19 protein-coding genes are annotated in these 21,754 nt (G+C 61.5%); 6 read left to right on the top strand and 13 right to left on the bottom strand.

Annotation, left to right across the window (positions count from 1 at the left end; all coding sequences use genetic code 11):
* The first annotated feature begins 53 nt into the window (after nt 1-53).
* From ftsH to folD, 6 genes are all read left to right on the top strand, one after another.
* Complete coding sequence (ftsH, locus tag ACGYLQ_RS03065; RefSeq protein ID WP_067262909.1) at nt 54-1,970, top strand: ATP-dependent zinc metalloprotease FtsH; 1,917 nt, start codon at nt 54-56, stop codon at nt 1,968-1,970.
* Nucleotides 1,971-2,131: 161 nt separating this feature from the next.
* Entirely contained in the window at nt 2,132-3,055 is a 924-nt protein-coding gene (locus tag ACGYLQ_RS03070; protein ID WP_394440354.1) for a COG2958 family protein, read from the top strand.
* Nucleotides 3,056-3,173: 118 nt separating this feature from the next.
* Nucleotides 3,174-3,827, top strand: a complete 654-nt coding sequence (locus ACGYLQ_RS03075; protein ID WP_394440356.1) for a hypothetical protein — start codon at nt 3,174-3,176, stop codon at nt 3,825-3,827.
* Between the two features lie 39 nt (nt 3,828-3,866).
* Nucleotides 3,867-4,451, top strand: a complete 585-nt coding sequence (locus ACGYLQ_RS03080; protein WP_394440358.1) for an MOSC domain-containing protein — start codon at nt 3,867-3,869, stop codon at nt 4,449-4,451.
* Between the two features lie 111 nt (nt 4,452-4,562).
* A complete protein-coding gene (locus ACGYLQ_RS03085) occupies nt 4,563-6,239 on the top strand; it encodes a formate--tetrahydrofolate ligase (RefSeq protein WP_394440360.1) in 1,677 nt (558 codons plus the stop codon).
* A gap of 74 nt (nt 6,240-6,313) precedes the next feature.
* Nucleotides 6,314-7,204, top strand: a complete 891-nt coding sequence (folD, locus tag ACGYLQ_RS03090) for a bifunctional methylenetetrahydrofolate dehydrogenase/methenyltetrahydrofolate cyclohydrolase FolD (protein WP_394440362.1) — start codon at nt 6,314-6,316, stop codon at nt 7,202-7,204.
* On the opposite strand, the gene ACGYLQ_RS03095 is transcribed toward folD, so the two are convergent.
* The 13 genes from ACGYLQ_RS03095 to ACGYLQ_RS03155 form a co-directional block, all read right to left on the bottom strand.
* Nucleotides 7,201-7,623 (bottom strand): PaaI family thioesterase, encoded by a 423-nt coding sequence (locus ACGYLQ_RS03095; RefSeq protein WP_394440364.1) that lies wholly within the window; start codon nt 7,621-7,623, stop codon nt 7,201-7,203. The genes folD and ACGYLQ_RS03095 overlap by 4 nt on opposite strands.
* Entirely contained in the window at nt 7,623-8,294 is a 672-nt protein-coding gene (gene pdeM / locus ACGYLQ_RS03100; protein ID WP_394440366.1) for a ligase-associated DNA damage response endonuclease PdeM, read from the bottom strand. The genes ACGYLQ_RS03095 and pdeM overlap by 1 nt, the downstream gene beginning before the upstream one ends.
* 286 nt (nt 8,295-8,580) lie before the next feature.
* The gene (locus tag ACGYLQ_RS03105; RefSeq protein WP_394440368.1) at nt 8,581-11,034 is read right to left on the bottom strand and encodes a ligase-associated DNA damage response DEXH box helicase; all 2,454 of its coding nucleotides are present in this window, start codon (nt 11,032-11,034) and stop codon (nt 8,581-8,583) included.
* Between the two features lie 44 nt (nt 11,035-11,078).
* Nucleotides 11,079-12,386: an ATPase gene (locus tag ACGYLQ_RS03110; protein WP_394440370.1), complete on the bottom strand. Its 1,308-nt coding sequence runs from the start codon at nt 12,384-12,386 to the stop codon at nt 11,079-11,081.
* A gap of 121 nt (nt 12,387-12,507) precedes the next feature.
* Nucleotides 12,508-13,002, bottom strand: coding sequence for a prepilin peptidase (locus ACGYLQ_RS03115; protein WP_394440371.1), 495 nt, complete (start codon nt 13,000-13,002; stop codon nt 12,508-12,510).
* A 3-nt stretch (nt 13,003-13,005) separates the two neighbouring features.
* The gene (locus tag ACGYLQ_RS03120; protein WP_394440373.1) at nt 13,006-13,857 is read right to left on the bottom strand and encodes a tetratricopeptide repeat protein; all 852 of its coding nucleotides are present in this window, start codon (nt 13,855-13,857) and stop codon (nt 13,006-13,008) included.
* 27 nt (nt 13,858-13,884) lie between these two features.
* The gene (locus ACGYLQ_RS03125) at nt 13,885-14,484 is read right to left on the bottom strand and encodes a tetratricopeptide repeat protein (RefSeq protein ID WP_394440375.1); all 600 of its coding nucleotides are present in this window, start codon (nt 14,482-14,484) and stop codon (nt 13,885-13,887) included.
* Nucleotides 14,484-15,461: a type II secretion system F family protein gene (locus tag ACGYLQ_RS03130; protein WP_394440377.1), complete on the bottom strand. Its 978-nt coding sequence runs from the start codon at nt 15,459-15,461 to the stop codon at nt 14,484-14,486. Before ACGYLQ_RS03130 ends, ACGYLQ_RS03125 begins: the two co-directional genes overlap by 1 nt.
* Before the next feature lie 10 nt (nt 15,462-15,471).
* Complete coding sequence (locus ACGYLQ_RS03135) at nt 15,472-16,434, bottom strand: type II secretion system F family protein (RefSeq protein WP_394440379.1); 963 nt, start codon at nt 16,432-16,434, stop codon at nt 15,472-15,474.
* An 11-nt stretch (nt 16,435-16,445) separates the two neighbouring features.
* The gene (locus tag ACGYLQ_RS03140; RefSeq protein ID WP_271688036.1) at nt 16,446-17,915 is read right to left on the bottom strand and encodes a CpaF family protein; all 1,470 of its coding nucleotides are present in this window, start codon (nt 17,913-17,915) and stop codon (nt 16,446-16,448) included.
* Between the two features lie 24 nt (nt 17,916-17,939).
* Nucleotides 17,940-19,184 carry a CpaE family protein gene (locus ACGYLQ_RS03145; RefSeq protein WP_394440381.1) on the bottom strand — a complete coding sequence of 415 codons (1,245 nt, stop codon included), beginning with the start codon at nt 19,182-19,184 and terminating at the stop codon, nt 17,940-17,942.
* A 289-nt stretch (nt 19,185-19,473) separates the two neighbouring features.
* Nucleotides 19,474-20,148, bottom strand: coding sequence for an OmpA family protein (locus ACGYLQ_RS03150; protein ID WP_394440383.1), 675 nt, complete (start codon nt 20,146-20,148; stop codon nt 19,474-19,476).
* A gap of 4 nt (nt 20,149-20,152) precedes the next feature.
* Nucleotides 20,153-21,580: a type II and III secretion system protein family protein gene (locus ACGYLQ_RS03155; RefSeq protein ID WP_394440385.1), complete on the bottom strand. Its 1,428-nt coding sequence runs from the start codon at nt 21,578-21,580 to the stop codon at nt 20,153-20,155.
* Nucleotides 21,581-21,754: the final 174 nt, after the last annotated feature.

Consider the following 21,754-nt stretch of genomic DNA (forward strand, 5'->3'; position numbering starts at 1 on the left):
GCCCCTTGGGTTGCGGGACTTGCCCGCGGCCATGTGAATTTAGGAGAATTCCCTTGGGAAATGTTCGTAACCTCGCCTTCTGGGTTGTCCTGATGTTGCTCGTGCTGGCGCTGTTCAACCTGTTCAGCGGGTCCAGCGGGTCGCTGCAAAACAACGAAGTCAGCTATTCCGAATTCGTCACCTCCGTACAGGATGGGGATGTCCGAAATGTGACATTGGATGGTGAGCAAGTGCGATTCCGGCAAGCGGATGGTGCCGACTATCTGACGATCAAACCCGGCGATGCCGAGCTGACTCAGCTTCTGATCGACAACGACATCCCCGTCAAAGCGCGCCCCCAGCAACAGTCCGGTTTCCAGACCTTCCTGATGTCGCTTTTGCCCATCGCGCTGCTGATCGGCGTGTGGATTTACTTCATGAACCGCATGCAGGGCGGCGGTAAGGGCGGGGCCATGGGCTTTGGCAAATCCAAGGCCAAGATGCTGACCGAAAAGCATGGCCGCGTGACCTTTGACGATGTGGCCGGCATCGACGAGGCCAAGGAAGAGCTTGAGGAGATCGTCGAATTCCTGCGCAACCCGCAGAAGTTCTCGCGCCTCGGCGGCAAGATCCCGAAAGGCGCGCTGCTGGTGGGCCCTCCGGGCACCGGTAAGACGCTGCTGGCCCGTGCGATTGCGGGCGAGGCGGGCGTGCCCTTCTTCACCATTTCGGGCTCCGACTTCGTCGAGATGTTCGTGGGTGTCGGTGCCAGCCGCGTGCGTGACATGTTCGAGCAGGCCAAAAAGAACGCGCCCTGTATCGTTTTCATCGACGAGATCGACGCCGTGGGTCGCCACCGTGGCGCAGGCTATGGCGGCGGCAACGACGAGCGAGAGCAGACCCTGAACCAGCTTCTGGTCGAGATGGACGGTTTCGAGAGCAACGAGGGTGTCATCATCCTCGCCGCGACGAACCGGCGCGACGTGCTCGACCCTGCGCTGCTGCGCCCGGGCCGTTTCGACCGTCAGGTCACCGTGCCCAACCCCGACATCAAGGGCCGCGAGAAGATCCTTTCGGTCCATGCCCGCAAGACCCCGCTGGGGCCGGACGTCGACCTGCGCATCATCGCGCGCGGCACGCCGGGCTTCTCGGGCGCGGATCTGGCGAACCTCGTGAATGAGGCCGCGCTAATGGCCGCCCGCGTCGGCCGTCGTTTCGTTACCATGGTCGATTTCGAACAGGCCAAGGACAAGGTGATGATGGGCCCCGAGCGCCGCTCGATGGTGATGACCGCCGAGCAGAAGGAAATGACCGCCTATCACGAGGCCGGTCACGCGTTGGTGGGCATGACGCTGCCCAAATGCGACCCGGTCTACAAGGCCACGATCATCCCGCGCGGCGGCGCGCTTGGCATGGTGATGAGCCTGCCTGAGATCGACCGGCTGAACATGTTCAAGGACGAATGCCACCAGCGTCTGGCCATGGCCATGGCGGGCAAGGCGGCGGAAATCCACAAATACGGGCCGGATTCGGTCTCCAACGGTCCGGCGGGCGACATCCAGCAAGCGTCTGCGCTGGCGCGTGCGATGGTGCTGCAATGGGGCATGTCGGATAAGGTCGGCAACATCGACTATTCCGAAGCCGCGCAGGGCTATCAGGGCAACACTGCGGGCTTCTCCGTCTCAGCCAATACCAAGGAACTGGTCGAGAAAGAGGTGCAGCAGTTCATCCAAGACGGCTATGACCGCGCGATGAAGATCATCACCGAGAAAGAGGTGGAGTTCGAGCGTCTGGCCCAAGGTCTGCTGGAGTATGAGACCCTGACCGGCGATGAGATTAAACGCGTCATGGACGGCCTGCCGCCGGCAGAGGATTCCGACGACGACAACTCCGACACCGGCAGCGCGCCGAGCGTCACCGCGATCCCCAAGGCGAAGGGTAAGAAAACCCCGCCGAAGGATGGCGGGATGGAGCCTGAACCTTCGGTCTGATCTGACCTGCGACATTTGAAAGACCCCGCTTCGGCGGGGTCTTTTCGTTTTCGGCAGTTGCAGTATTATCAATAGAAGATAGCTTATTTCTGGGTTTCGACCCTCTATATTACGAATTTCAAATTCTCGAAGAATTTTCAGGATTTATCGAAAGAACCCTTATGCAGAAGAGTTTGCCCAGTTTGATTGTTCAGAGGCTCAAGAGTGAAAAAGAGCTAAGATTGTCGGCCAGGCAAATTGCGGAGTGGATTTTTGAAACGCAGCCTCAATGGTGTGAAACGAAAAAACGAAGAAGCGCAGCCATCAACTCAGATGCTGAGCTACTTCAGCAAATTGTAGCGGAGATTGGTTCTCAGAGGCCAAGGATTCAAAAACGGTACCCACAACTGAAAACCACAGCCGACCGTCCTAAGAAATACTACTGGAGCGAGAAATCAGAAGAGCAGGAAATAGAGGACATAGATGTTCCGGAAGCTGATCAAGAAGAACCTGCATTCGCCGCTCTCACGGAAAAGGACATGTACCCTCTGCTCGCCAACTACCTATTCTCGGAGTTCGGGGTATACAGTAAACGAATTGACGAGCGACGTTCTTCAAATACGCTTAAATCTGGAAGTAACAAATGGCTCTTTCCGGATTTAGTTTGCATGGAGGATATATACTCTCACTGGCACGGCGACGTGCAACAGTTAGTGGACACCACTTCACAGCCGAAAGCACGACTTTGGTCTGTCGAAGCTAAGCTCAAGATCAATAGAGCAAACTTACGGCAGGTCTATTTCCAAGCCGTTTCAAACTCAACATGGGCTAATTTCGGATATCTGGTTTCGGCCGAAGTGACAGGTGACGACACCATGAGTGAGCTTCGTATGCTGCATGGCTTGCACGGGATTGGTTTAATATTGCTAGACACCAACAACCCGGACGAAAGCCAGATCGTCATTCCGGCCACCGAGCGGGCGGACGTTGATTGGGCCACTTGCTCTCGCCTCGCTAAAGAAAACTCCGACTTCAGAAAGTACCTGACGCTGATACGCCAATTCTACCTTACTGGAGACCCCCGTAGGGAAGGTTGGAGTACCTGAAGCCAAAACAGTCAAATGTTCTTCCCCCTAGCTTCGATATGCAGGCGGGGATTCCACTATCGCTTCACAGTCGCCATCGCGTTAGACAAGGACGGAATTCTGGAACAAGCCGGGTCTTATGCGACGCATCCTTTCTGCCCTCGCCATTCTCCTTGCCTTCACCGCCGGACCGGTCTGGGCCGAGCCGCAGACCTATGCCGTCGCTTTAGGCGGGCGGCAGCTGGGGACCTTGCAGTTCAACGGGCAAAGCCGGAACGCGGCCTTCCTGCTGTCGCTCGACAACGCGCCCTTCGGCATCAAGAACGGCAGCTTCACGGCGGTCACCCAGTCGCGTGGCACCGCGGTCAGCTATCTCGGGTCCAACCGGGGGAGCGAGACGCGCGATATCGCGATTGACCGGGCTGCGGGGCAGGTCACCTCGGTGGCGATCACCCCGGCTTCGGAAATGACGAAAATGTCGGAGGCCGGAGCGGTGCCTGCCGGTGTCCTCTTCCCGCCCGAGCTTTTCGCCGCCCTGGCCACCGGCAAAAGCTGCCCCGCGCCGCTGTCGCTCTACGATGGGCGCCGCGTGGTGCAGATCGCGACGCAGAGCAGCCGAGAGCAGGGGGCTTCGGTGTTCTGCGATATGTCCTACCGGGTCGTCATGGGGCCGGGCTATGTCTCTCCCTTTTATCTCAAATCCTTCGGGATGGCGCTTGTCTATACGGCGGGCACCCTTGCCAAAGCCTCACTAAGCGGGGGCGGTTTCAAGGTGCATCTGATCCGGAAATAGGCATAGGATGCCATAGCAAACCACGTCAAAGGACGCCCCATGCCCGAACTGCGCACAACAGACCATACCGCCCGGATCACTTGGCTGGGCATGGTCCCTCAGGACCGCGAAAACATCCGCTCGATCGGGGTGGAGCAGGCCTTTGCGACCTATGCGGGCATCGAAGGGGATTTTCACGCAGGGTTGACCCGCCCCGCCTGCGTGCGCGTGCGCAACCTGCATGCCAAGGGGACGGAGATACGCAACACCCGCCAACTCTCCATCCTCTCCGCCGAAGAGATGGCCGAGATCGCCGCCGCCATCGACCTGCCCACGCTCGACCCGACCCTGCTGGGCGCTTCGATCATCCTTGAAGGGATCCCGGATTTCACCCTCGTCCCGCCGGGGTCGCGGCTGCAAAACGCGCATGGCACCACCTTGGTCGTGGATATCGAAAACGGCCCCTGCAACCTGCCGGCCCGCGAGATCGAGGTGGAGGCCCCCGGCCATGGCAAAACCTTCAAAGCCGCTGCCCAAGGCAAGCGCGGCGTGACCGCATGGGTCGAGCGGGAGGGGCCATTGAGCCTCGGGGACGAACTACGGCTTTACGTGCCGAACCAGCCGGTCTGGCCACATCTCGGCTAACTCCGCGCCGTTTCGCGAACTTTGAGTGTCGGAAACACGGCCCCCCGTCTGGGGCTTGTCGCGCTATGGCTAAAGAATAAAGATCGCCACCAACGGCAACAGGGGATTCTCATGGCTTTCAAAACCGACATTCAAATCGCCCGCGAAGCGGCGAAACGCCCTATTCAGGAGATCGGCGCGAAGCTGGGCATCTCAAGCAACGACCTGCTGCCCTATGGCCATGACAAGGCGAAGGTGAGCCAATCCTTTATCGATTCCGTGCAGGACCGCGCGAACGGCAAGCTGATCCTCGTCACCGCGATCAACCCAACCCCGGCGGGGGAGGGCAAGACCACGACCACCGTGGGCCTCGGCGACGGGTTGAACCGGATCGGCAAAAAGGCGGCGGTCTGCATCCGCGAAGCCTCTCTCGGGCCGAACTTCGGGATGAAGGGGGGCGCTGCGGGCGGCGGCTATGCCCAAGTCGTGCCGATGGAAGAGATGAACCTGCATTTCACCGGCGATTTCCATGCCATCACCAGCGCGCACAACCTGCTGGCGGCGATGATCGACAACCACATCTACTGGGGCAACGAGTTGGAGATCGACACCCGCCGCGTCACATGGCGCCGGGTGGTCGACATGAACGACCGCGCCCTGCGCCAGATCACCGCCTCCTTGGGTGGTGTGCCCAACGGTTTCCCGCGCGAGACGGGCTTTGACATTACCGTGGCCTCCGAGGTGATGGCGATCCTCTGTCTGGCCAAGAACCTCACCGATCTGCAAGAGCGCCTTGGCGCGATGATCGTCGCCTACCGCCGCGACCGCAGCCCGGTCTATGCCCGCGACATCAAGGCGGATGGGGCCATGACGGTGCTTTTGAAAGACGCGATGCAGCCGAACCTCGTCCAAACGCTTGAGAACAACCCCGCCTTCGTCCACGGCGGGCCCTTCGCCAATATCGCCCATGGCTGCAACTCGGTCATCGCCACGACAACGGCGTTGAAACTGGCGGATTATGTGGTGACAGAGGCAGGCTTTGGCGCCGATCTCGGGGCCGAGAAATTCATGAACATCAAATGCCGCAAAGCGGGGCTGGCGCCTTCGGTGGTGGTCGTCGTCGCCACAGTGCGCGCGATGAAGATGAACGGCGGCGTGGCGAAAGCCGACCTAGGGACCGAGAATGTCGAGGCCGTGCAACAGGGCTGCGCCAACCTTGGCCGCCACATCGAAAACGTGAAATCTTTTGGCGTACCCGTGGTCGTGGCGATCAACCATTTCGTCACCGATACCGATGCCGAAGTGGCGGCTGTGAAGGACTATGTCGCGGCCCAAGGGGCTGAGGCGATCCTCTCGCGCCACTGGGAACTGGGCTCGGAAGGCTCCGCCGACCTGGCCACCCGCGTGGCAGAGATCGCCGATGGCGATCACGCGAATTTCGCCCCGCTCTATGCCGACGAGATGTCGCTGTTCGAAAAGATCGAGACCATCGCCAAACGTGTCTACCGTGCCGACGAAGTGCTGGCCGACCAAAAGGTGCGCAATCAGTTGAAGGATTGGGAGGCGCAGGGCTATGGCAATCTGCCGGTCTGCATGGCCAAGACCCAGTATAGCTTTTCGACCGATCCCGACCTGCGCGGCGCGCCCACTGGTTTCAGCGTCCCCATCCGCGAGGTGCGCCTGTCGGCAGGGGCGGGCTTTGTTGTCGTCATCTGCGGTGAGATCATGACCATGCCGGGCCTGCCGCGGGTGCCTTCTGCCGAGGCAATCAAGCTCAACGCCGATGGCGATGTGGAGGGATTGTTCTAAGGCGGGTTGCAATGACCCGCCGTCGCGGTGATGTAGAGCATGTTCAACCTGCAGCGAGCGAAAGTGAGACGGATATGGCAGCGACAATCATCGATGGCAAAGCCTTTGCAGCAACGGTGCGTGAGAAGGTCGCGGGCCATGTCGACCGGCTGAAGACGGATCACGGTGTCACCCCCGGCCTCGCCGTGGTGCTGGTGGGGGAAGACCCGGCAAGCCAAGTCTATGTCCGCTCCAAGGGCAAGATGACCCGCGAGGTCGGCATGAAGTCGGTCGAACACAAGCTGCCCGCGACCGTGGATCAGGATGACCTGCTCAAGCTGATCGACGCGTTGAACAACGACCCCGAGATCCACGGCATCCTCGTGCAACTGCCGCTGCCGGATCATCTGGACGAAAGCCGTGTGGTCAATGCCGTCTCGCCCGCCAAGGACGTGGACGGCTTCCACATCTCCAACGTCGGCCTGCTGGGCACAGGGCAGAAAAGCATGGTGCCCTGCACCCCGCTGGGCTGCCTGATGATGCTGCGCGACCATCACGGCGATCTGACGGGTATGAACGCGGTGGTTATTGGCCGTTCCAACATCGTCGGCAAACCGATGGCGCAGCTGCTCTTGGGCGATAGCTGCACGGTGACCATCGCGCATAGCCGCACCCGCGATCTGCCCGAAGTGGTGCGCCGCGCCGATATCGTGGTCGCCGCCGTTGGCCGCCCCGAGATGGTGCCCGGCGATTGGATCAAAGAGGGCGCCACGGTGATCGACGTGGGCATCAACCGGATCGAGACCGGGGAGAAAACCAAACTGGTTGGCGACGTGGACTTCGACAGCGCCAGCCAGCGCGCCGGGGCCATCACCCCGGTGCCCGGCGGGGTCGGGCCGATGACCATCGCCTGCCTGCTGGCCAATACGGTCACCGCCTGCTGCCGCGCCAATGGGTTGGCAGAACCCGAAGGGCTGACCGCCTAAGCGCCTGGCACAGGCACGATGGTGCCCTGCAGGATGGCGATGAGCTTGGCCGCGCCATCCGTTTCCGCATGCACCTCCGCCGTGACCACACAAAGCCGCCGGCCCGGTTTCACCACCCGGCCCGTGGCAATCAGCCGGTCTCCCCGGGCGGGGGCCAAAAGGTTGATCTTGATCTCCGAGGTCACGACATCGACCTCCGGCGGCAACATGCTCAAGGCCGCATAGCCCGCCGCGGAATCGCCGATGGAAAAGGTCAGCCCCGCATGGCCAAAACCCTGCTGCTGCATCGCGCCCGGCAGGACCGGGGCCGCGACCTTGACCAGACCCGACTGCACATCGATGATCTCGGCCCCCAAGGTCTGCATCATGGTCTGCTTGGCAAAACTCTCCCGCACCCGGCGTTCAGTCTGATCATCCATCATCGATTCTTTCCGGGCATGGGGATCGCCACTGGTTGCGGCCCCGTCAGCACCGCACAGGCCTCTGGCCGCATCAAATCACAAAGCACCCGCGACTGGCTGCGCAGCCCGCCGGTATAGGTGCCATATGCAGGCAGGATCAGCCGCTTGCTGTCAAACAAAAACGCCGGACGCGAGATGCTGCGGCCCCGCGCACGGATCGATGCCTTGGGGTGATAATGCCCCGACACCTCGCCGCAGGTCCCCTCCGCCGCGATATGCCGAAAGGTCAGCGGGCCGAGCGTCAACTCCCCCAAATGCGTACCACCCAACCCAACCGGGCCCGGGTCGTGATTGCCTTCGATCCAATCCCACCGCCGCCCGGCCTGCAGGCCAAGAATCCAAAGCCGCTCTTCCTCTGGCAGCGCCTGCGCCGCGCCGAGGTCATCGAAACTATCGCCAAGGCAGATCACATGCCGCGCCTGCGTGAAAGACAGGTCCGCCGCCAACCGGTTCAACGTATCGCGCGTCTCATAAGGCGGCAACGCCGACCCGCCGCGCCGCGCGATCCTTTCCGACTTGCCCAAGTGAAGGTCGCTCACGCAAAGCAAATCCCTTTCGCGCCACCAAAGCGCGCCAGAACCAAGCGCAGTCAGCCCCGCCCCGGCGAATGAAAACTCGAGTCCGTTCATCCTTTGTTCATCTGAGATCGGCGCTGATTTGGCAAGGGGCCAAACGCGAAGGTTGCGCAGATGGAAAGGTCAGCGCAGAGGTATTAAAGAAAGGATGAATTGCAGAAAGCGCGCCCCGCGATCGGGTGGTCACCGGACCGGAGACGCGCCTTCATCCTTTGCGGTCATCGGCTCCTCAGCCTGTACCGCGAGAGGAAGATGCGCCACCTTGGTTAAAGAACCCTTAATCATCTTCATCCTTTTTCAAATACCTTGCAGAACCTCTCTGCCCGCGAAACGCTCATGTTCAACGATCATCCCGCCATGGCGGCTGATCCGAGGGCGGCGGGGTGAGTTGCGCGAGGCCGGAGGCTTCCATCAAACGTTCCGCCTCTTCTGCCAACAGACGATCCTGCCCGGCGCCTTCGACCGGAACGCGGCCCATTTCGAGAAACAGCGGCGCGGCCAGGGGGCTGACGCGGGAGAGTTTCCGATGGGTGATCCGCCCGGCGATCCGCCCGAGCATTTCTTCGATTCTGCCGAAATCCACCAACCCGCTGAGGGCTTCTTCGCGGGTGATGTCGAGCATTAGGTGGTCCGGTTCATAGCGTTGCAGCGTGTCGTAGAGGATGTCGCTGGAAAAAGTCGTCTGCCGTCCGGATTTGCGCGCCTGCGGGCTGTTGCGCTCGATCAGCCCGGCGATGGTGGCGGCGGCGCGAAAAGTGCGTTTCATCACGGCATTGCCCGCGAGCCAACTGTCGAGCCCTTCGTGCAGCACCGTCGGATCAAGCAGCGGCGCGGGGTCGTCGACAGGGGAGAGCCCCCAGATCAGCGTGGCATAATCCGTCGCGACGAAGCCCAAGGGGCGCAGGCCAAGGTCTTCCATGCGTTTGGTGAGCAGAAGGCCGAGTGTTTGTTGGCCGTTGCGTCCGGCAAAGCCGTAGAACACCGTCTGTTCGGCAAAGTCATGGGGGAAGCTTTCCACCAGCAGCGTGCCGGGCTGCGGCAGTTGGCTGACCTCGCGTTGCAGGCTGAGCCATTCGGCGGTGTGGGGCGGCAGTTCGGGCCATCTGTCTTGGGTGAACATTTGTTGCACGCGGGCCGAGAGTTGGGTGGAGGTGGCGAATTTCGTGCCGCCAAAGGTCGCCACTTTCGGCTTTTTGGCGGCATTTCGGCTGACCTCGACCACGGTTTCGCGCAGCCCTTCGTAGCGCACGATTTGCCCGCCGATCAGGAAGGTATCGCCTTTGGTTAGCGTGGCGGCAAAGCCCTCTTCGATCTCGCCTAGGGGCTTGCCGCCGCGGTTGCGTTTCATGCGGACCTTGAGCTTGTCGGTGTCCTGAATGGTGCCGATGTTCATACGGATGCGTTGCGCGGCGCGGGGGTCACGCAGTTGCCATTGCCCGTCGGGGCGTTGCAGCAGCCGTTGCCAACGGTCGTAGGCGCGCAGCGCGTAGCCCCCCGTGGCGCAGAAATCGAGGCAGGCGTCGAAAGCGGCGCGTGACAGGTTGGAATAGGCACCGGCGGTGCGGATTTGGGCAAAGAGGTCCTCGGCGTCGAAGGGGCCAGCGCAGGCGGCGATGAGGATGTGCTGGCAGAGCACGTCGCGCGGGCCGTCCCCCCGTGGGTCGCCGTCGAGCGCGCCTTCGAGAACCGCCTCTAGGGCGGCAACGCATTCGACCACCTCGAAGCGGTTGGCGGGGACCAGAAGTGCCTTGGACGGCGCGTTGTAGCGGTGGTTGGCGCGGCCGATGCGCTGGACCAGACGTTTCACGTTCTTCGGCGCGCCGATCTGGATGATGAGGTCCACGTCGCCCCAGTCGATCCCCAGATCAAGCGTGCCGGTGCAGACGATGGCGCGCAAATCGCCGCGTACCATCGCTGCCTCGACCTTTTCGCGCTGCGCGCGGTCGAGGCTGCCGTGGTGGATGGCGATGGGCAGGGCGTCCTCGTTGGCGAGCCAGAGTTTGTGGAAGAAGATCTCGGCCTGCGCGCGGGTGTTGTGGAAGATGAGCGTCGTCTTGTGTTGGCGCACCTGCTCCAAGACCGCGGGGATCGCATAGGCCGCGCCGCCGCCGGCCCAGGGCGGGGCCTCCTCGGTGCGCAGCATCTGGATGTCGGGGGAGGGGCCGGGATCGGCCAAGAGCACTTCGCAGGGGTCGGGGTGGCGGGCCATCAAGTGGGCGATGGCCGAGGGGTCTTCGACGGTGGCCGAGAGGCCCACGCGTTTCAGGTCGGGGCAGAGTGCTTGCAGCCGGGTCAGCGCCAGCATCAGCTGGTCGCCGCGTTTGCTTTCGGCCAGCGCGTGGATCTCGTCAATCACCACGCGTTTGAGGCCCCGAAAGGTGCGCGCGGCGTCCTCGTAGGAGGTCAGCAGGGCGAGGCTTTCGGGGGTGGTCAGCAGGATATGCGGCGGGTCGGCGCGTTGGCGGCGGCGGCGCGACTGCGAGGTGTCGCCGGTGCGGTCCTCGATGCGGATCGGCAGGCGCATCTCCTCGACCGGGCGTGTGAGGTTGCGTTTGATGTCCGCCGCGAGCGCCTTGAGCGGGGAGATGTAGAGCGTGTGCATCCCCTCGTGATCATTCTCGGCTAGATCGACGAGGGTTGGCAGGAAACCGGCCAGTGTTTTACCACCGCCTGTGGGGGCGATGAGAAGCAGGGCGGGGGCCTCGGCGCGGTCCAGCATCTCTTGCTGGTGCGGGTGCAAAGACCAGCCGTTCTGGGCGAACCAATCGGCGAATTTGGGGGGTAGGGCGCACATGCACCCAATGTAGTATCGGCAGGGCGCGGTGCCAGCGGCAGAGGTTATTTAACGATCACCTCATCGCGAACGAACATATTGGCCCATGCACGGTCCACCAGATCGGGGTTCATCTGATAGGGGATGCCTTCGAAATCGCAGATCGCGATCATCTGGTCGATCAGGAAATTCGGCTGATAATTCGCATAGACATTGTCGATGGTGGGGTATTTCACCTTGAGCAGATGGACCAGCGTCGCCTCATCCAGCGGCATGCCGCGTTTGCGGGCGACCATGGCAAAGATCTTGAGGAAGTTCTCTTGGTCCGGACCGTCGATCTTGATCTTGAAAAAGATACGCCGCAGGGCGGCTTGGTCGAAAATCTCGTTCGGGTGGAAGTTGGTAGAGAAGATCACCAGCGTATCAAAAGGCACCTCGAATTTCTCGCCCGATTGCAGGGCGAGGATGTCTTTGCTTTCCTCCAGCGGCACGATCCAGCGGTTGATGATGCTTTGCGGCGGCTCTTTCTGGCGGCCAAGGTCGTCGACGATGAAGATGCCGCCTGTCGCCTTGAGTTGCAGCGGGGCCTGATAGGTGCGCGCCGTGGGGTTGTAGACAAGATCGAGCATATCGAGTGACAGCTCGCCGCCGGTGATGACGGTGGGGCGTTCGCAGCAGACATAGCGGGCGTCATAGCGCGTGATCCGGCGCAGGGAGGTGGGGTCTTGCACCTCAGCCTCGGCGGCGGAATGGACGATCGGGTCATAGACGGTGATGACTTGGCCTGCGTATTCGATGGCGCGGGGGACATAGACCCGATCGCCAAGCGCATCGCGTATGCCGTTGGAAATGCTGGATTTCCCGTTGCCCGGCGGGCCGTACATCAGGATCGACCGCCCGGCAGAGACGGCGGGGCCGAGGTGATCCAGCAGGCTGTCGGGCAGCACCAGATGGCCCATAGCGCCGGTCAACTGGTCACGGGTGATTTGCAGATTGCGCACGGATTGGCGTTTGACCTGCTCGCGATAAACCTCAAGCGGAACGGGCATGGCGCCGAAATATTCCGACTGCGCCAATGCATCCAATGCGCGCGCCTTGCCCGCGTCGGTCAGTTGATAGCCCATCTCATTGCCGCTGGTGGCGCTGAGCGTGCCGGTGGCTTCGATCAGGCGCTGGCTGCGGGCTTGATCGACCATCTCCTGCGTGACCGGGATCGGCAGGCAGAGCGCTTGGGCCAGATCGCTGACCATCTCGACGTTCTTGCGAAAGATCGTTTTCAAAAGGATATCGCGCATCATCACGATGGGCAGTTTCATATCCTCCAACCGCTTGGGGGGCGGCGGGGCAAGCACGGTGCTGGTCGGGGCGTTCATCAATGGCTTCCTTGGAAAGTCATGCGGCGGTGCGGCTTGTCGGTCAGACTGGAGGGTAAATCTTGAATATGGCGTGAATGTGGACGCTTTTGCGCGATGAAAAAGAGTTTGCGCGGGGCGGTCAGACGCCGAAGAGCGCCCCCAAGATCAGATAGAGCCCCAGCGTGGTGCCAAGGGCGAGGCCCATGGGGAATTTCTTGGTTTCCTGCCAGCTTTGCCAATCGGGGGCGAGGCGGCGCAGGGGGGTGTATTTCACCCCGCGATGCGTGGCGGCGGCGGCGAGGAGGGTGGCCATGAAAAGCATCATTAAGAGGCGCAGATCGCCCCATGCGATATAGGGCGCGGCGGCGGCGGCGAACTTTGCGTCACCGGCCCCCATGACCCCGGCGGCGTTCAGGACGATGCCGACCACCAGCACCACGACAAGGCTCAGCAGGCGCCAGAGGTAGGTGTCAAAGGGCAGCAGAAACAGCCCCAGCAGCACGAAGATCGCGGTGAGCACCAAGACCGCCTGATTGGTAATGCGCATCTGCTTCATGTCGGTGAAGGCGACATAGAAGCAGATCGGCAGGACGAAGGGCAGAAACCACAGGGCCGCCGTGGCAGAGATCGCCATGGATCAGCCGTTTTCCAATGCGCGCAGAGAGCGGACGGCGGCTTCGAAATGCTGGGGGTGCGTGTCGATCGCTTCGCGCAGCAGGCCCTTGCCGGTCTCCACATCGCCGCGTTTGATCGCCGAGAGGGCCATCGTGTGCAAAAGCTGGGCGCGCTCAGATTGCTCCATCGGCATGACGGGCAGGGTGTAGTCGCGCTGCGCGGCGCGGGCCATGATCAGGTTGTTCTTGGCGGTGAAAAGCGTGTTGTCCTGACGGATCGCCTCGCCGAACAGACGCTCGGCCTCGGGATAATCCCCGCGGGTCAGCTTGGAGTAGCCCCAGTTGTTCATTACGGCGGCGGGGGTCGTGGTCAGGCCGACGGCGATCTCGTAAAAGCTGTCGGCGCGGTCCCACTGTTCCTTGCTGTCGGCGACCATGGCCTCAAGCCGGTAGCGGGCAAAGGTCTCATGGGTGGGGGGGATGCCGTTGAGCACCGTCTCGGCCCGCGCCCAGTTGCCCGAACGGATCAGCGCATCGGCCAGTTGCACGCTGTCTTCGGGGGTGGCGCCCTCCATTTTGACGACCTTGTCCCATTCGCTCACGGCCTCGGTCGTGCGTTTGGCGCGGACCAGTGACGTGGCGAGCCCGCGTTGGTGGTCGATGCGGTCGGGGCTTTCCTTGACCGAACGCGCGAAATAGCTCACCGCCTCATTCGGGTCGGCCACTGTCAGCATCACGTCGGAGAGGTTGGTCTCATCCACCACGTTGACGTCCTTGAAGGCCCGTTCAACGGTGGCGTTCGCGTCTTTTTCACCGCAGCCAGCAAGGGCGGTGACGCCTGCCATGCAGACGGCCAGAATGATTGGATGGCGCATTTTGCGTCCTCTTACTGCTCTGCCGGGTCATGGTGTCGGACGGATCAGGTAATCCCCGCTGCCGCGCCGCACCAATTTGTAATTATCCTCATTGACTTCTGTTATAACAGATTTTTCCGTTTTTGCGAGCGCCAAGCGCAGATTGTCCCGAATTGCGTCACTTTCGCCATTGTCGAGCGCATAGGCTTTGCGGAAAATCTGCTCGGCCTCGGCGGTTTGGCCGCTTTCCATCAGCACGACGCCAAGATTGTTCCAGACCTCCGGCTCGGCGGCGTCTTTCTCAACGGCGCGGCGCAGCAGGGTTTCCGCTTGCCCCAAACGCCCCAGCCCAAGGTTCGCGCTGCCGAGGGCCGAGAGGATTTCCCCGGTCAGCCCATGATCCAGCGCGGCGCGGTTGAAGGATTTGATGGCCAATTCATATTGGCCCGCCGCGATGAGCCTATGCCCCACCTCGATCCCATCCACCGCCTCGGCCCGTTGGTTCACGCCGGGGGCATAGAGGTTTTCGGGTGTCTGATCCCCACGCAATGCGGAAAAGCCGCCTGTCGAACAGGCGGCCAGAGCAAGGCCCAAGATCGGCCCGATGAAAACGGCGCGGAGAAGGCTGCGCCGAATTTTGCCCGTCATTAATTCCCTACCTGACCCAGTTGCGAGATGCCATGTGCCGAGGGGCCGATCAGAATGATCAGCAGCGGCGGTACGGTCAGGCCCATAGTGGCAAGGGTCATCTTGGTTGGCAACTTGTTTGCCGCTTCCTCGGCCCGCATCACGCGTTTGTCGCGCATCTCGGCGGCGTAGACGCGCAGGGCGTCGGCGATGGAGGTACCGAAGGCCGCCGATTGGATCAGCACGGTCACGAAAGAGGAGACATCCTGCACGCCGCAACGCTCGCCCATGTCGTTGAGCACCGATACCTTGTCCTTACCCGCTTTCATCTCATAAGCGACCATTTCGAACTCTTCGGAGAGGGCGCGGTAGGAGGCGCGCAGCTCGCGCGCGACGCGGACGATGCATTGGTCCAGCGATTGCCCGGCTTCGACGCAGACCAGCATCATATCCAGCGCGTCGGGGAAGCCGCGGGTGATCTCTTCTTTGCGGGAATCGACCCGGCGGCGGACCCAGTATTTGGGCAGGTAGTAACCAATCGCGCCGGGGCCGATGGCCCACATCATGGTTTGCTGCGTGGTCAGCCCTTCGCCGCCGCCCAAGACATTGGTATAGATCAGACCGCCGACCAGCCCGAGCATCCCAAGGGCAAATTGGGCAAAGTAATAGAGCCGCACCGCATCGCGCGAGCGGTAGCCCGCTTGGCGCAGCATCAACTGTTTGGCGCTGAGTTCGGCCACGTCCTCCGGCTCAAGAAACTTGGCGAATTTCTGCAATTGCGCGTTTTGATCCGATTGGCGCAGCTTCTCACGCGAACTGTCGCCCGTCGGGGCAGAGCTGGTGCGTTTGAGCTTGGTCAGCGGGTCTTCGGGCTGGCGCAGCATCAAGACCAGCGTGATCGCCACCAGGGCGACGCCCAAAGTGCCGATGATGATGATCAACCCCATCGGCCCCAAGGCTTGGTTGATCTGATCGTCAAGCTGATTGAAAAATTCCATCACCGGCCTCTCAGACTTTGATATTGGTAAGGATGCGCATCACGAAAAGGTTCAGCACAAGGAAGATCCCCACAAGGAAACAGGCGGGAATGAAATAGGGGTGATCGCGCACCTCGTCATAGTAATGCGGATCGCCGAGGTTGATCACCACCAACGCGGCCAGCGGGAAGCCCGACAGGAACTTGCCCGACCATTTCGCCTCGGCCGTGATGGCTTTGACACGGCGGAACAGGCGGAAGCGGGCGCGGATCACCTTGGCCAGACCGGCGAGGATCTCGGCCAAGTTGCCGCCCGATTGCTGCTGAATGGTCACGGCGACGGCGAGAAAGCGCAAATCCTGCATGTCGAGCCGTTCGGCCATATCTTTCAGCGCCTCGCCCAGATCGCGGCCATAGGCGGCCTCATCGGCGATCACCCCGAATTCCGAGGCGAGCGGGTCTTGGATTTCCTTCGACACGATGGAGATCGCGTTGGAGAAAGGGTGCCCCACCCGCAGGCTGCGCACCATTAGCTCCACCGCATCGGGAAGCTGCTCTTCGATCATCGCCATGCGTTTGCTGGCCTTATGCGACACCCAGAAGAACACCGCGCCCACGCCCATGGCGATGGACATCAGCGCGCGCACCGACACGGAGGTATCGGTGCCGATGGTCAGCCCCAGAAAGGCCAAAGCGGCAAATCCGGCCATGATCATCAACAACTGCTGCGGCGTGAAGGCAATCGCGGCCTTCTGCGCACGTTCTGACAGCAGAGAGTAGAGCGGGATCGACTTGGCGTTCATATGCTGCTGCATTTCCTTGCGCAGCTTATCGAGCACCTCTTCGCGGCGGGCGCCTTTCTCCAGCATCTCAAGGCGGCGGTTCACGCGGCTGTTGAGGCTGATGGATTTGCCGAATGCGACAAGGTACAGCCCCTCGACCAGCACCAGAACGCCGATGAAGATCAGGCCATAGATGATTGGTTCGGCACTCATTGCATCAATCCTTACTGGGCCGCCACGGGTTCATAGATGGAGGCGGGCAGGTCATAGCCCCACATGCGGAACCGCTCAGAGAAGTGGCTGCGCACGCCGGTGGCGGTGAAATGGCCGATGATCTTGTTCTCGGGCGTCAGGCCGACGCGCTGGAAGCGGAAGATCTCTTGCATCGAGATGACCTCGCCCTCCATGCCCGTGATCTCGGTGATCGAGGTCATCCGGCGCGAGCCGTCTTGCAGACGGCTGGCCTGCACGATCAGGTTCACAGCCGAAGAAATCTGGCTGCGCATCGCCTTGAGCGGCATTTCGATCCCGGCCATGGCAATCATGTTTTCCAGACGGCTGATGCCATCGCGGGCCGAGTTGGCGTGAATCGTGGTCATGGAACCGTCGTGGCCGGTGTTCATCGCCTGCAACATGTCGATGACCTCTTCGCCGCGCGTCTCGCCGACGATGATGCGGTCGGGGCGCATCCGAAGGGCGTTTTTCAGACAGTCGCGGGGCGAGACTTCGCCCTTGCCTTCGACATTGGGCGGGCGGCTTTCCATCCGGCCCACATGGGTCTGTTGCAGTTGCAATTCGGCGGTGTCTTCGATGGTCAGAATGCGTTCGGCATTGTCGATGAAAGACGACAGCGCGTTGAGCGTGGTGGTCTTACCCGAGCCCGTACCGCCCGACACGATGATGTTGAGACGCGTGGCCACGGCGGCCTGCAAATAGGCGGCCATCTCTTCCGAGAAGGCGCCGAAGTTCACCAGATCGTCGATGCCCAGCTTGTCTTTCTTGAACTTACGAATGGACACGAGCGAGCCATCGACGGCCACCGGGGGCACCATGGCGTTGAAACGCGAGCCATCCTTGAGACGCGCGTCAACGTAAGGGTTGCTTTCGTCCACCCGACGCCCCACCGCCGAGACGATCTTGTCGATGATCCGCAGCAGGTGTTTTTCGTCTTTGAAGGTGATGTCGGTCAATTGCAGCTTGCCGTCGCGCTCGACGAATATCTGTTGCGGGCCGTTCACCAGAATATCGTTGACGCTGTCGTCTTTCAGCAGCGTCTCAAGCGGGCCAAGACCGGTGACCTCGTCATAAAGCTCGGAGTTCAGCGTCATGCGGTCTTCGCGGTTGAGCACGATGCTCTTTTCCGAAAGGATCTCGACGGCGATATCGTTGATTTCCTGCCGCAAATCAGCTTCCGAGGCATGTTCCAGCGCGGCGAGATTGAGGTTGTCCAAGAGCGCGCGGTGCAATTCGAGTTTGATCTCACTCATCCGCTGCTTGCGCTTGACCTCACGGTCCTCGGGGGAGGCGGCGGCTGGTTTGACCGCGCGGCGCATTGAAACCGGTTTGGCTGCCGGTGCGGGCGCAGGTGCCGCGGGGGCGGGCTGGGCGGCTTTGGCTGGCTTGGCCTCACGCGCCGGCGCGGGGGCGGCGGCTTTCGGGGTGGCAGAGGCTGGTTTCTTGTATTTCGAGAACATCGGTACGCTCTTTCGCTAGGGGGCTCAGGCGGCTTTGGCCTGCTCGCCCTTGAGATCGTGGATGGAGCTTGCCAGTTTGGCGATTTCGCGGCGCAGCGGGCTTTTCGGCGCGGAATTGGCCAGCGGCAGCCCGTGGTCATTGGCCTGGGTCACCGCCTTGCCGCCATCGGGCATCTGCACGTCGATCGAAATGCTCAGCGATTCGGCCATGCGCTTGACCCGGCTCTTGGCGCTGAGATCGGTGAATTTCGGCGCGCGGTTCATCACATAGCGCAGCTTTTCAAAGGGCAGCTCCTCGGATTGCAGCGCCCGTTTGAAGCGCAGCGCGTTCTGGGCCGAGCGCATGTCGAGTTCCAGCATGGCAAAGTAGACATGCGCGCTGGTCAGCACCGTTTCGGACCATTGTACCAGCGTCGAGGGCATGTCGACGATGACATAGTCGAACTGGTTGCGCGCCATGTTGAGGATGCGGTCGATATCTTCGTTGGTCACGATGTCGAGCGGCAGCATCTCTGCCGGGGCGGTCAGCACATGCAGCTTGTCCTCAAAGGTTTGCAGCGCTTGGCCAAAGATCTCTTCATCCATGGATTCCGTGTCGGACATCATCTCATAGACCGCCTCGCGGCGTTGCAGATCAAGGAAGGTCGCGACCGAGCCATATTGCAGGTCGAAATCCAGCAGGCAGACCGAGGGCGGGTCCTTCTTGTCTGCATTGGCCAGTTCCCAAGCAAGGTTTACCGCAAGGGTCGTAGCCCCGGTGCCGCCAGCCAAGCCATGCACCACGATCAGCGCGCCATCCTTTTGCGCACCGGCCTTCAGTTGCGGGGCGCTAGCCTCGGCTGCCGGGGCAGGGGGGGCGTTCTCTCCGGCACGGACGCGGGCAATGGCCTGGGCCAATTCGCCTTCGGGCAGCGGATAGGGGACGAATTCATCCGCCCCCTTCCGCAGCAGCGAATGCAATGCGGCGGGGGTCATGTCTTCGGCGATCAGGATCACCCGGATGTCGCGCGCCTTGGCCTGTGTGATGATTTCGCTCATCAAAACGAGGTTGTCCTCGTCGGTCTCATCCATGGCGAGGGCGACGAATTCCATCGCCTCGGCTTCGGGTTGGCTGAAAAAGGCCAGCGCCTCGGCGAATCCCAGATCGCCCCAGCTTTCGCCCAAAGTGGCTTCCATATCTTCGATCAAGAGGTCGAAGTTCTGTACATCACGGCTGATTGTGCAGGCAACGATCGGCGCTGCTTCGGGTTGTGGCATAGTGCTGCTCATGACCTTTTGTCCTTTACATCAACGGTTTGGCCGGAGGGCGGCGATATTCTGTCGCTGCGAACGCTCTGACCTCTGCCTTATGCGCGGCGCTTGAGCCGGGCACATTTATCCTTCTGCGTCGAATATCACCCCCAACTGGGGCGAGATTGGGGCCAAAAAGCCTCTATTGTTGGGTATCTTGAAACGATACGTCCATTCGCGCCCGATTGGACATGGCTTTTCAGAGACGAAAACCCCCGCGGCCCGAAGGCGCGGGGGGATATTTTATATGCGAAAGAAGGGCTTACCCTTACTCCCCGCCGCCGCCTGCCTCGGTGGCACCGGAGCTTAGCTGAGAGGGGGGCACGGCGCTGGCTACATATTCGCGGTAGATGATCTGCGCATATTTGCCGTCCAACAGCATCGGGTGGCCCTGGACGAAGCCGCTGACCTCGGTCACCGTGCGCCGGTTGCGGCGCTCGCGGCCTTGGGTCACGATCAGTGGCTGCGTTTCGCCAAAGGAAACAACGGCTTCCAAACGGCTGGGGCTGATTCTCAAGGTCGAGAGATAGCGCACCACGGCCTGCGCCCGGCGCAGACCCAAGGCGCGGTTATAGGTTTGCGAGCCGACCAGATCGGTGTGGCCATAGACGCGGAAGCGAATCTCGGGGAATTGGCGAATCCAGCTGGCCTGCTGGCGCAGGATGGCTTTCGCATTCGCGTCCAGTCGGGCCGAGTTGAAGGCGAAGGTGACGGTCGAGCGGACTTCGTTCGAGAAACGGTTCGCCAGATCAAAGGTCACACGCTTTTCGCCGGTCATGACTTGGCGGTTGTGCAGCGTGGCATTGCCGAATTGGCCCGTGTCGACGATCGACCCCGCCTCGCGGTAGAACTGCGTATAGACCGGATCGTTGCTGGGCGCGCAGGCGGCGAGCCCGGCCAGGGCCGCGGTGCCCGCGATCAACGTGATATGTCTGCGTGTCATCGGATCAATCCAGTACATAACCGTAGGAACCGCGGAAGTCCTGCTTGGCCACTTCGCCCGCAGCACCCCGGCTGGGGGTGCGGGTGCCATCCGCTGTGCGCCCGTGCAGGAACAGGTCTTTCTCGGATGGCGGTTTGATGCGATCCGTGGGCAGGGCCAGCGCTTCGCCACGGGTCGGGGTGACCAGATGGGCGGTGACGATGATGACCAATTCGGTCTGGCTGCGCTGGTAATCCGCCGAACGGAACAGCGCGCCCAACACCGGGACATCGCCGATCCACGGCAGTTGCCGCGTGCTGTCGGTGAAGTCGTCGGTCAAAAGGCCTGCGATGGCAAAGCTTTCCCCGTCGCGCATTTCGACCGTGGTCGAGGTTTCGCGCCGGGTGAAGGCGGAAATCTCAATGCCGTTGCCCAATGAAATGCTGTTGCTTGCGTCGATGGCCGAAACGGCGGCGTTCATCTCAAGGTTGATGATATCCTTGTCCACGACGCGCGGGATGAAGGCGAGTTCTACGCCGAAGGGTTTGAACTCCACCGATACCGTATCACTGGTTTGGGCGACTGGGATCGGGTACTCGCCCCCGGCGAGGAACTTGGCCTCTTGCCCCGAAAGCGCCACGAGGTTCGGCTCCGCCAAGAACCGCACGACGCCCTTTTCCTCCAATGCTTCCAACAGGATGCCCACTTGGATAGAGCCTGCGTTGAAACCGAAAAGCACCGCGCCTGCGTTCTGGTTCGCCGATGGGATCGACCCACCGAGCGAGGTCGCGACCCCGCCTGACGTATTGGTGCTGCCGGTGCCCGCGCTGAAATCGGAGCCGCCGTTGATTGCCAGCGAAGAGCCGAGCGACTTCGACACGTTGCGCTGCATCTCGGCAAACCGGACCTTCATCATGACCTGCTGGATGCCGCCCACGCTCATCAGGTTGCTGACCCGTTCGGGGGCATAGCGTTCGGCCAGATCGAGCGCGCGTTGCAGCCGCTGTGTGGAAGAGACGATGCCCGACAGCACGATACCGTCATTGGCGGTGCGCACTTCGATCTTCTCACCCGGCAGGATTTGACGCAGCCGTTCTTTGAATTCAGAGACATCCGCCGCGACGCGGACATCGACATTGGTGATCAGCTGTCCCGCCGCATCGAGCAGGGTGAGCGTGGTCAGCCCCGGCGATTTGCCCAACACATAGATCGTGCGGTCGGACAGGGAGGAGATATCCGCGATACCGGGGTTGGCGATGCTGAGTTCCGCGAAGGGAATGTCGCTTTCCACCACCACGGCGCGGTTCATCGGGACGTCGAGGCTGGAATTAGTGCCGCGTTTGACGACGCGCAGCGTGTCGGCGCCAGCTGAACTGGGCAGGGTCAATGCCATCGGCATTGCGCCCAGTGTCAGCCCCAGCAGGGCCGCTTTCAGAAATCTATCGATTTTCATGTGACCTGCCTTTTTGATCACGCATCGGGATGGGTCTTTTTGCCCTCGTTTGGCATCACTCTGCGGCAATTCCAAATTTATTGCAAGAATCAAGCTCTTCGCGGGCGCTGTGCATGTGGGCTATGCGCAACATAGCTGCAAAAATGAAAGACGCCGCAGGGGGGTGCGGCGCCT

The sequence above is a fragment of the Sulfitobacter sp. 1A12779 genome (assembly GCF_043557315.1).
Classification (GTDB): domain Bacteria; phylum Pseudomonadota; class Alphaproteobacteria; order Rhodobacterales; family Rhodobacteraceae; genus Sulfitobacter; species Sulfitobacter faviae.

What these genes read in the sequence shown, in the direction of transcription:
- ACGYLQ_RS03070 (WP_394440354.1), top strand. Translation starts at nt 2,132, where the DNA reads ATGCAGAAGAGTTTGCCCAGTTTGATTGTTCAGAGGCTCAAGAGTGAA.
- ACGYLQ_RS03075 (WP_394440356.1), top strand. Translation starts at nt 3,174, where the DNA reads ATGCGACGCATCCTTTCTGCCCTCGCCATTCTCCTTGCCTTCACCGCC.
- ACGYLQ_RS03080 (WP_394440358.1), top strand. Translation starts at nt 3,867, where the DNA reads ATGCCCGAACTGCGCACAACAGACCATACCGCCCGGATCACTTGGCTG.
- ACGYLQ_RS03085 (WP_394440360.1), top strand. Translation starts at nt 4,563, where the DNA reads ATGGCTTTCAAAACCGACATTCAAATCGCCCGCGAAGCGGCGAAACGC.
- folD (WP_394440362.1), top strand. Translation starts at nt 6,314, where the DNA reads ATGGCAGCGACAATCATCGATGGCAAAGCCTTTGCAGCAACGGTGCGT.
- ACGYLQ_RS03095 (WP_394440364.1), bottom strand. Translation starts at nt 7,623, where the DNA reads ATGGATGATCAGACTGAACGCCGGGTGCGGGAGAGTTTTGCCAAGCAG.
- pdeM (WP_394440366.1), bottom strand. Translation starts at nt 8,294, where the DNA reads ATGAACGGACTCGAGTTTTCATTCGCCGGGGCGGGGCTGACTGCGCTT.
- ACGYLQ_RS03105 (WP_394440368.1), bottom strand. Translation starts at nt 11,034, where the DNA reads ATGTGCGCCCTACCCCCCAAATTCGCCGATTGGTTCGCCCAGAACGGC.
- ACGYLQ_RS03110 (WP_394440370.1), bottom strand. Translation starts at nt 12,386, where the DNA reads ATGAACGCCCCGACCAGCACCGTGCTTGCCCCGCCGCCCCCCAAGCGG.
- ACGYLQ_RS03115 (WP_394440371.1), bottom strand. Translation starts at nt 13,002, where the DNA reads ATGGCGATCTCTGCCACGGCGGCCCTGTGGTTTCTGCCCTTCGTCCTG.
- ACGYLQ_RS03120 (WP_394440373.1), bottom strand. Translation starts at nt 13,857, where the DNA reads ATGCGCCATCCAATCATTCTGGCCGTCTGCATGGCAGGCGTCACCGCC.
- ACGYLQ_RS03125 (WP_394440375.1), bottom strand. Translation starts at nt 14,484, where the DNA reads ATGACGGGCAAAATTCGGCGCAGCCTTCTCCGCGCCGTTTTCATCGGG.
- ACGYLQ_RS03130 (WP_394440377.1), bottom strand. Translation starts at nt 15,461, where the DNA reads ATGGAATTTTTCAATCAGCTTGACGATCAGATCAACCAAGCCTTGGGG.
- ACGYLQ_RS03135 (WP_394440379.1), bottom strand. Translation starts at nt 16,434, where the DNA reads ATGAGTGCCGAACCAATCATCTATGGCCTGATCTTCATCGGCGTTCTG.
- ACGYLQ_RS03140 (WP_271688036.1), bottom strand. Translation starts at nt 17,915, where the DNA reads ATGTTCTCGAAATACAAGAAACCAGCCTCTGCCACCCCGAAAGCCGCC.
- ACGYLQ_RS03145 (WP_394440381.1), bottom strand. Translation starts at nt 19,184, where the DNA reads ATGAGCAGCACTATGCCACAACCCGAAGCAGCGCCGATCGTTGCCTGC.
- ACGYLQ_RS03150 (WP_394440383.1), bottom strand. Translation starts at nt 20,148, where the DNA reads ATGACACGCAGACATATCACGTTGATCGCGGGCACCGCGGCCCTGGCC.
- ACGYLQ_RS03155 (WP_394440385.1), bottom strand. Translation starts at nt 21,580, where the DNA reads ATGAAAATCGATAGATTTCTGAAAGCGGCCCTGCTGGGGCTGACACTG.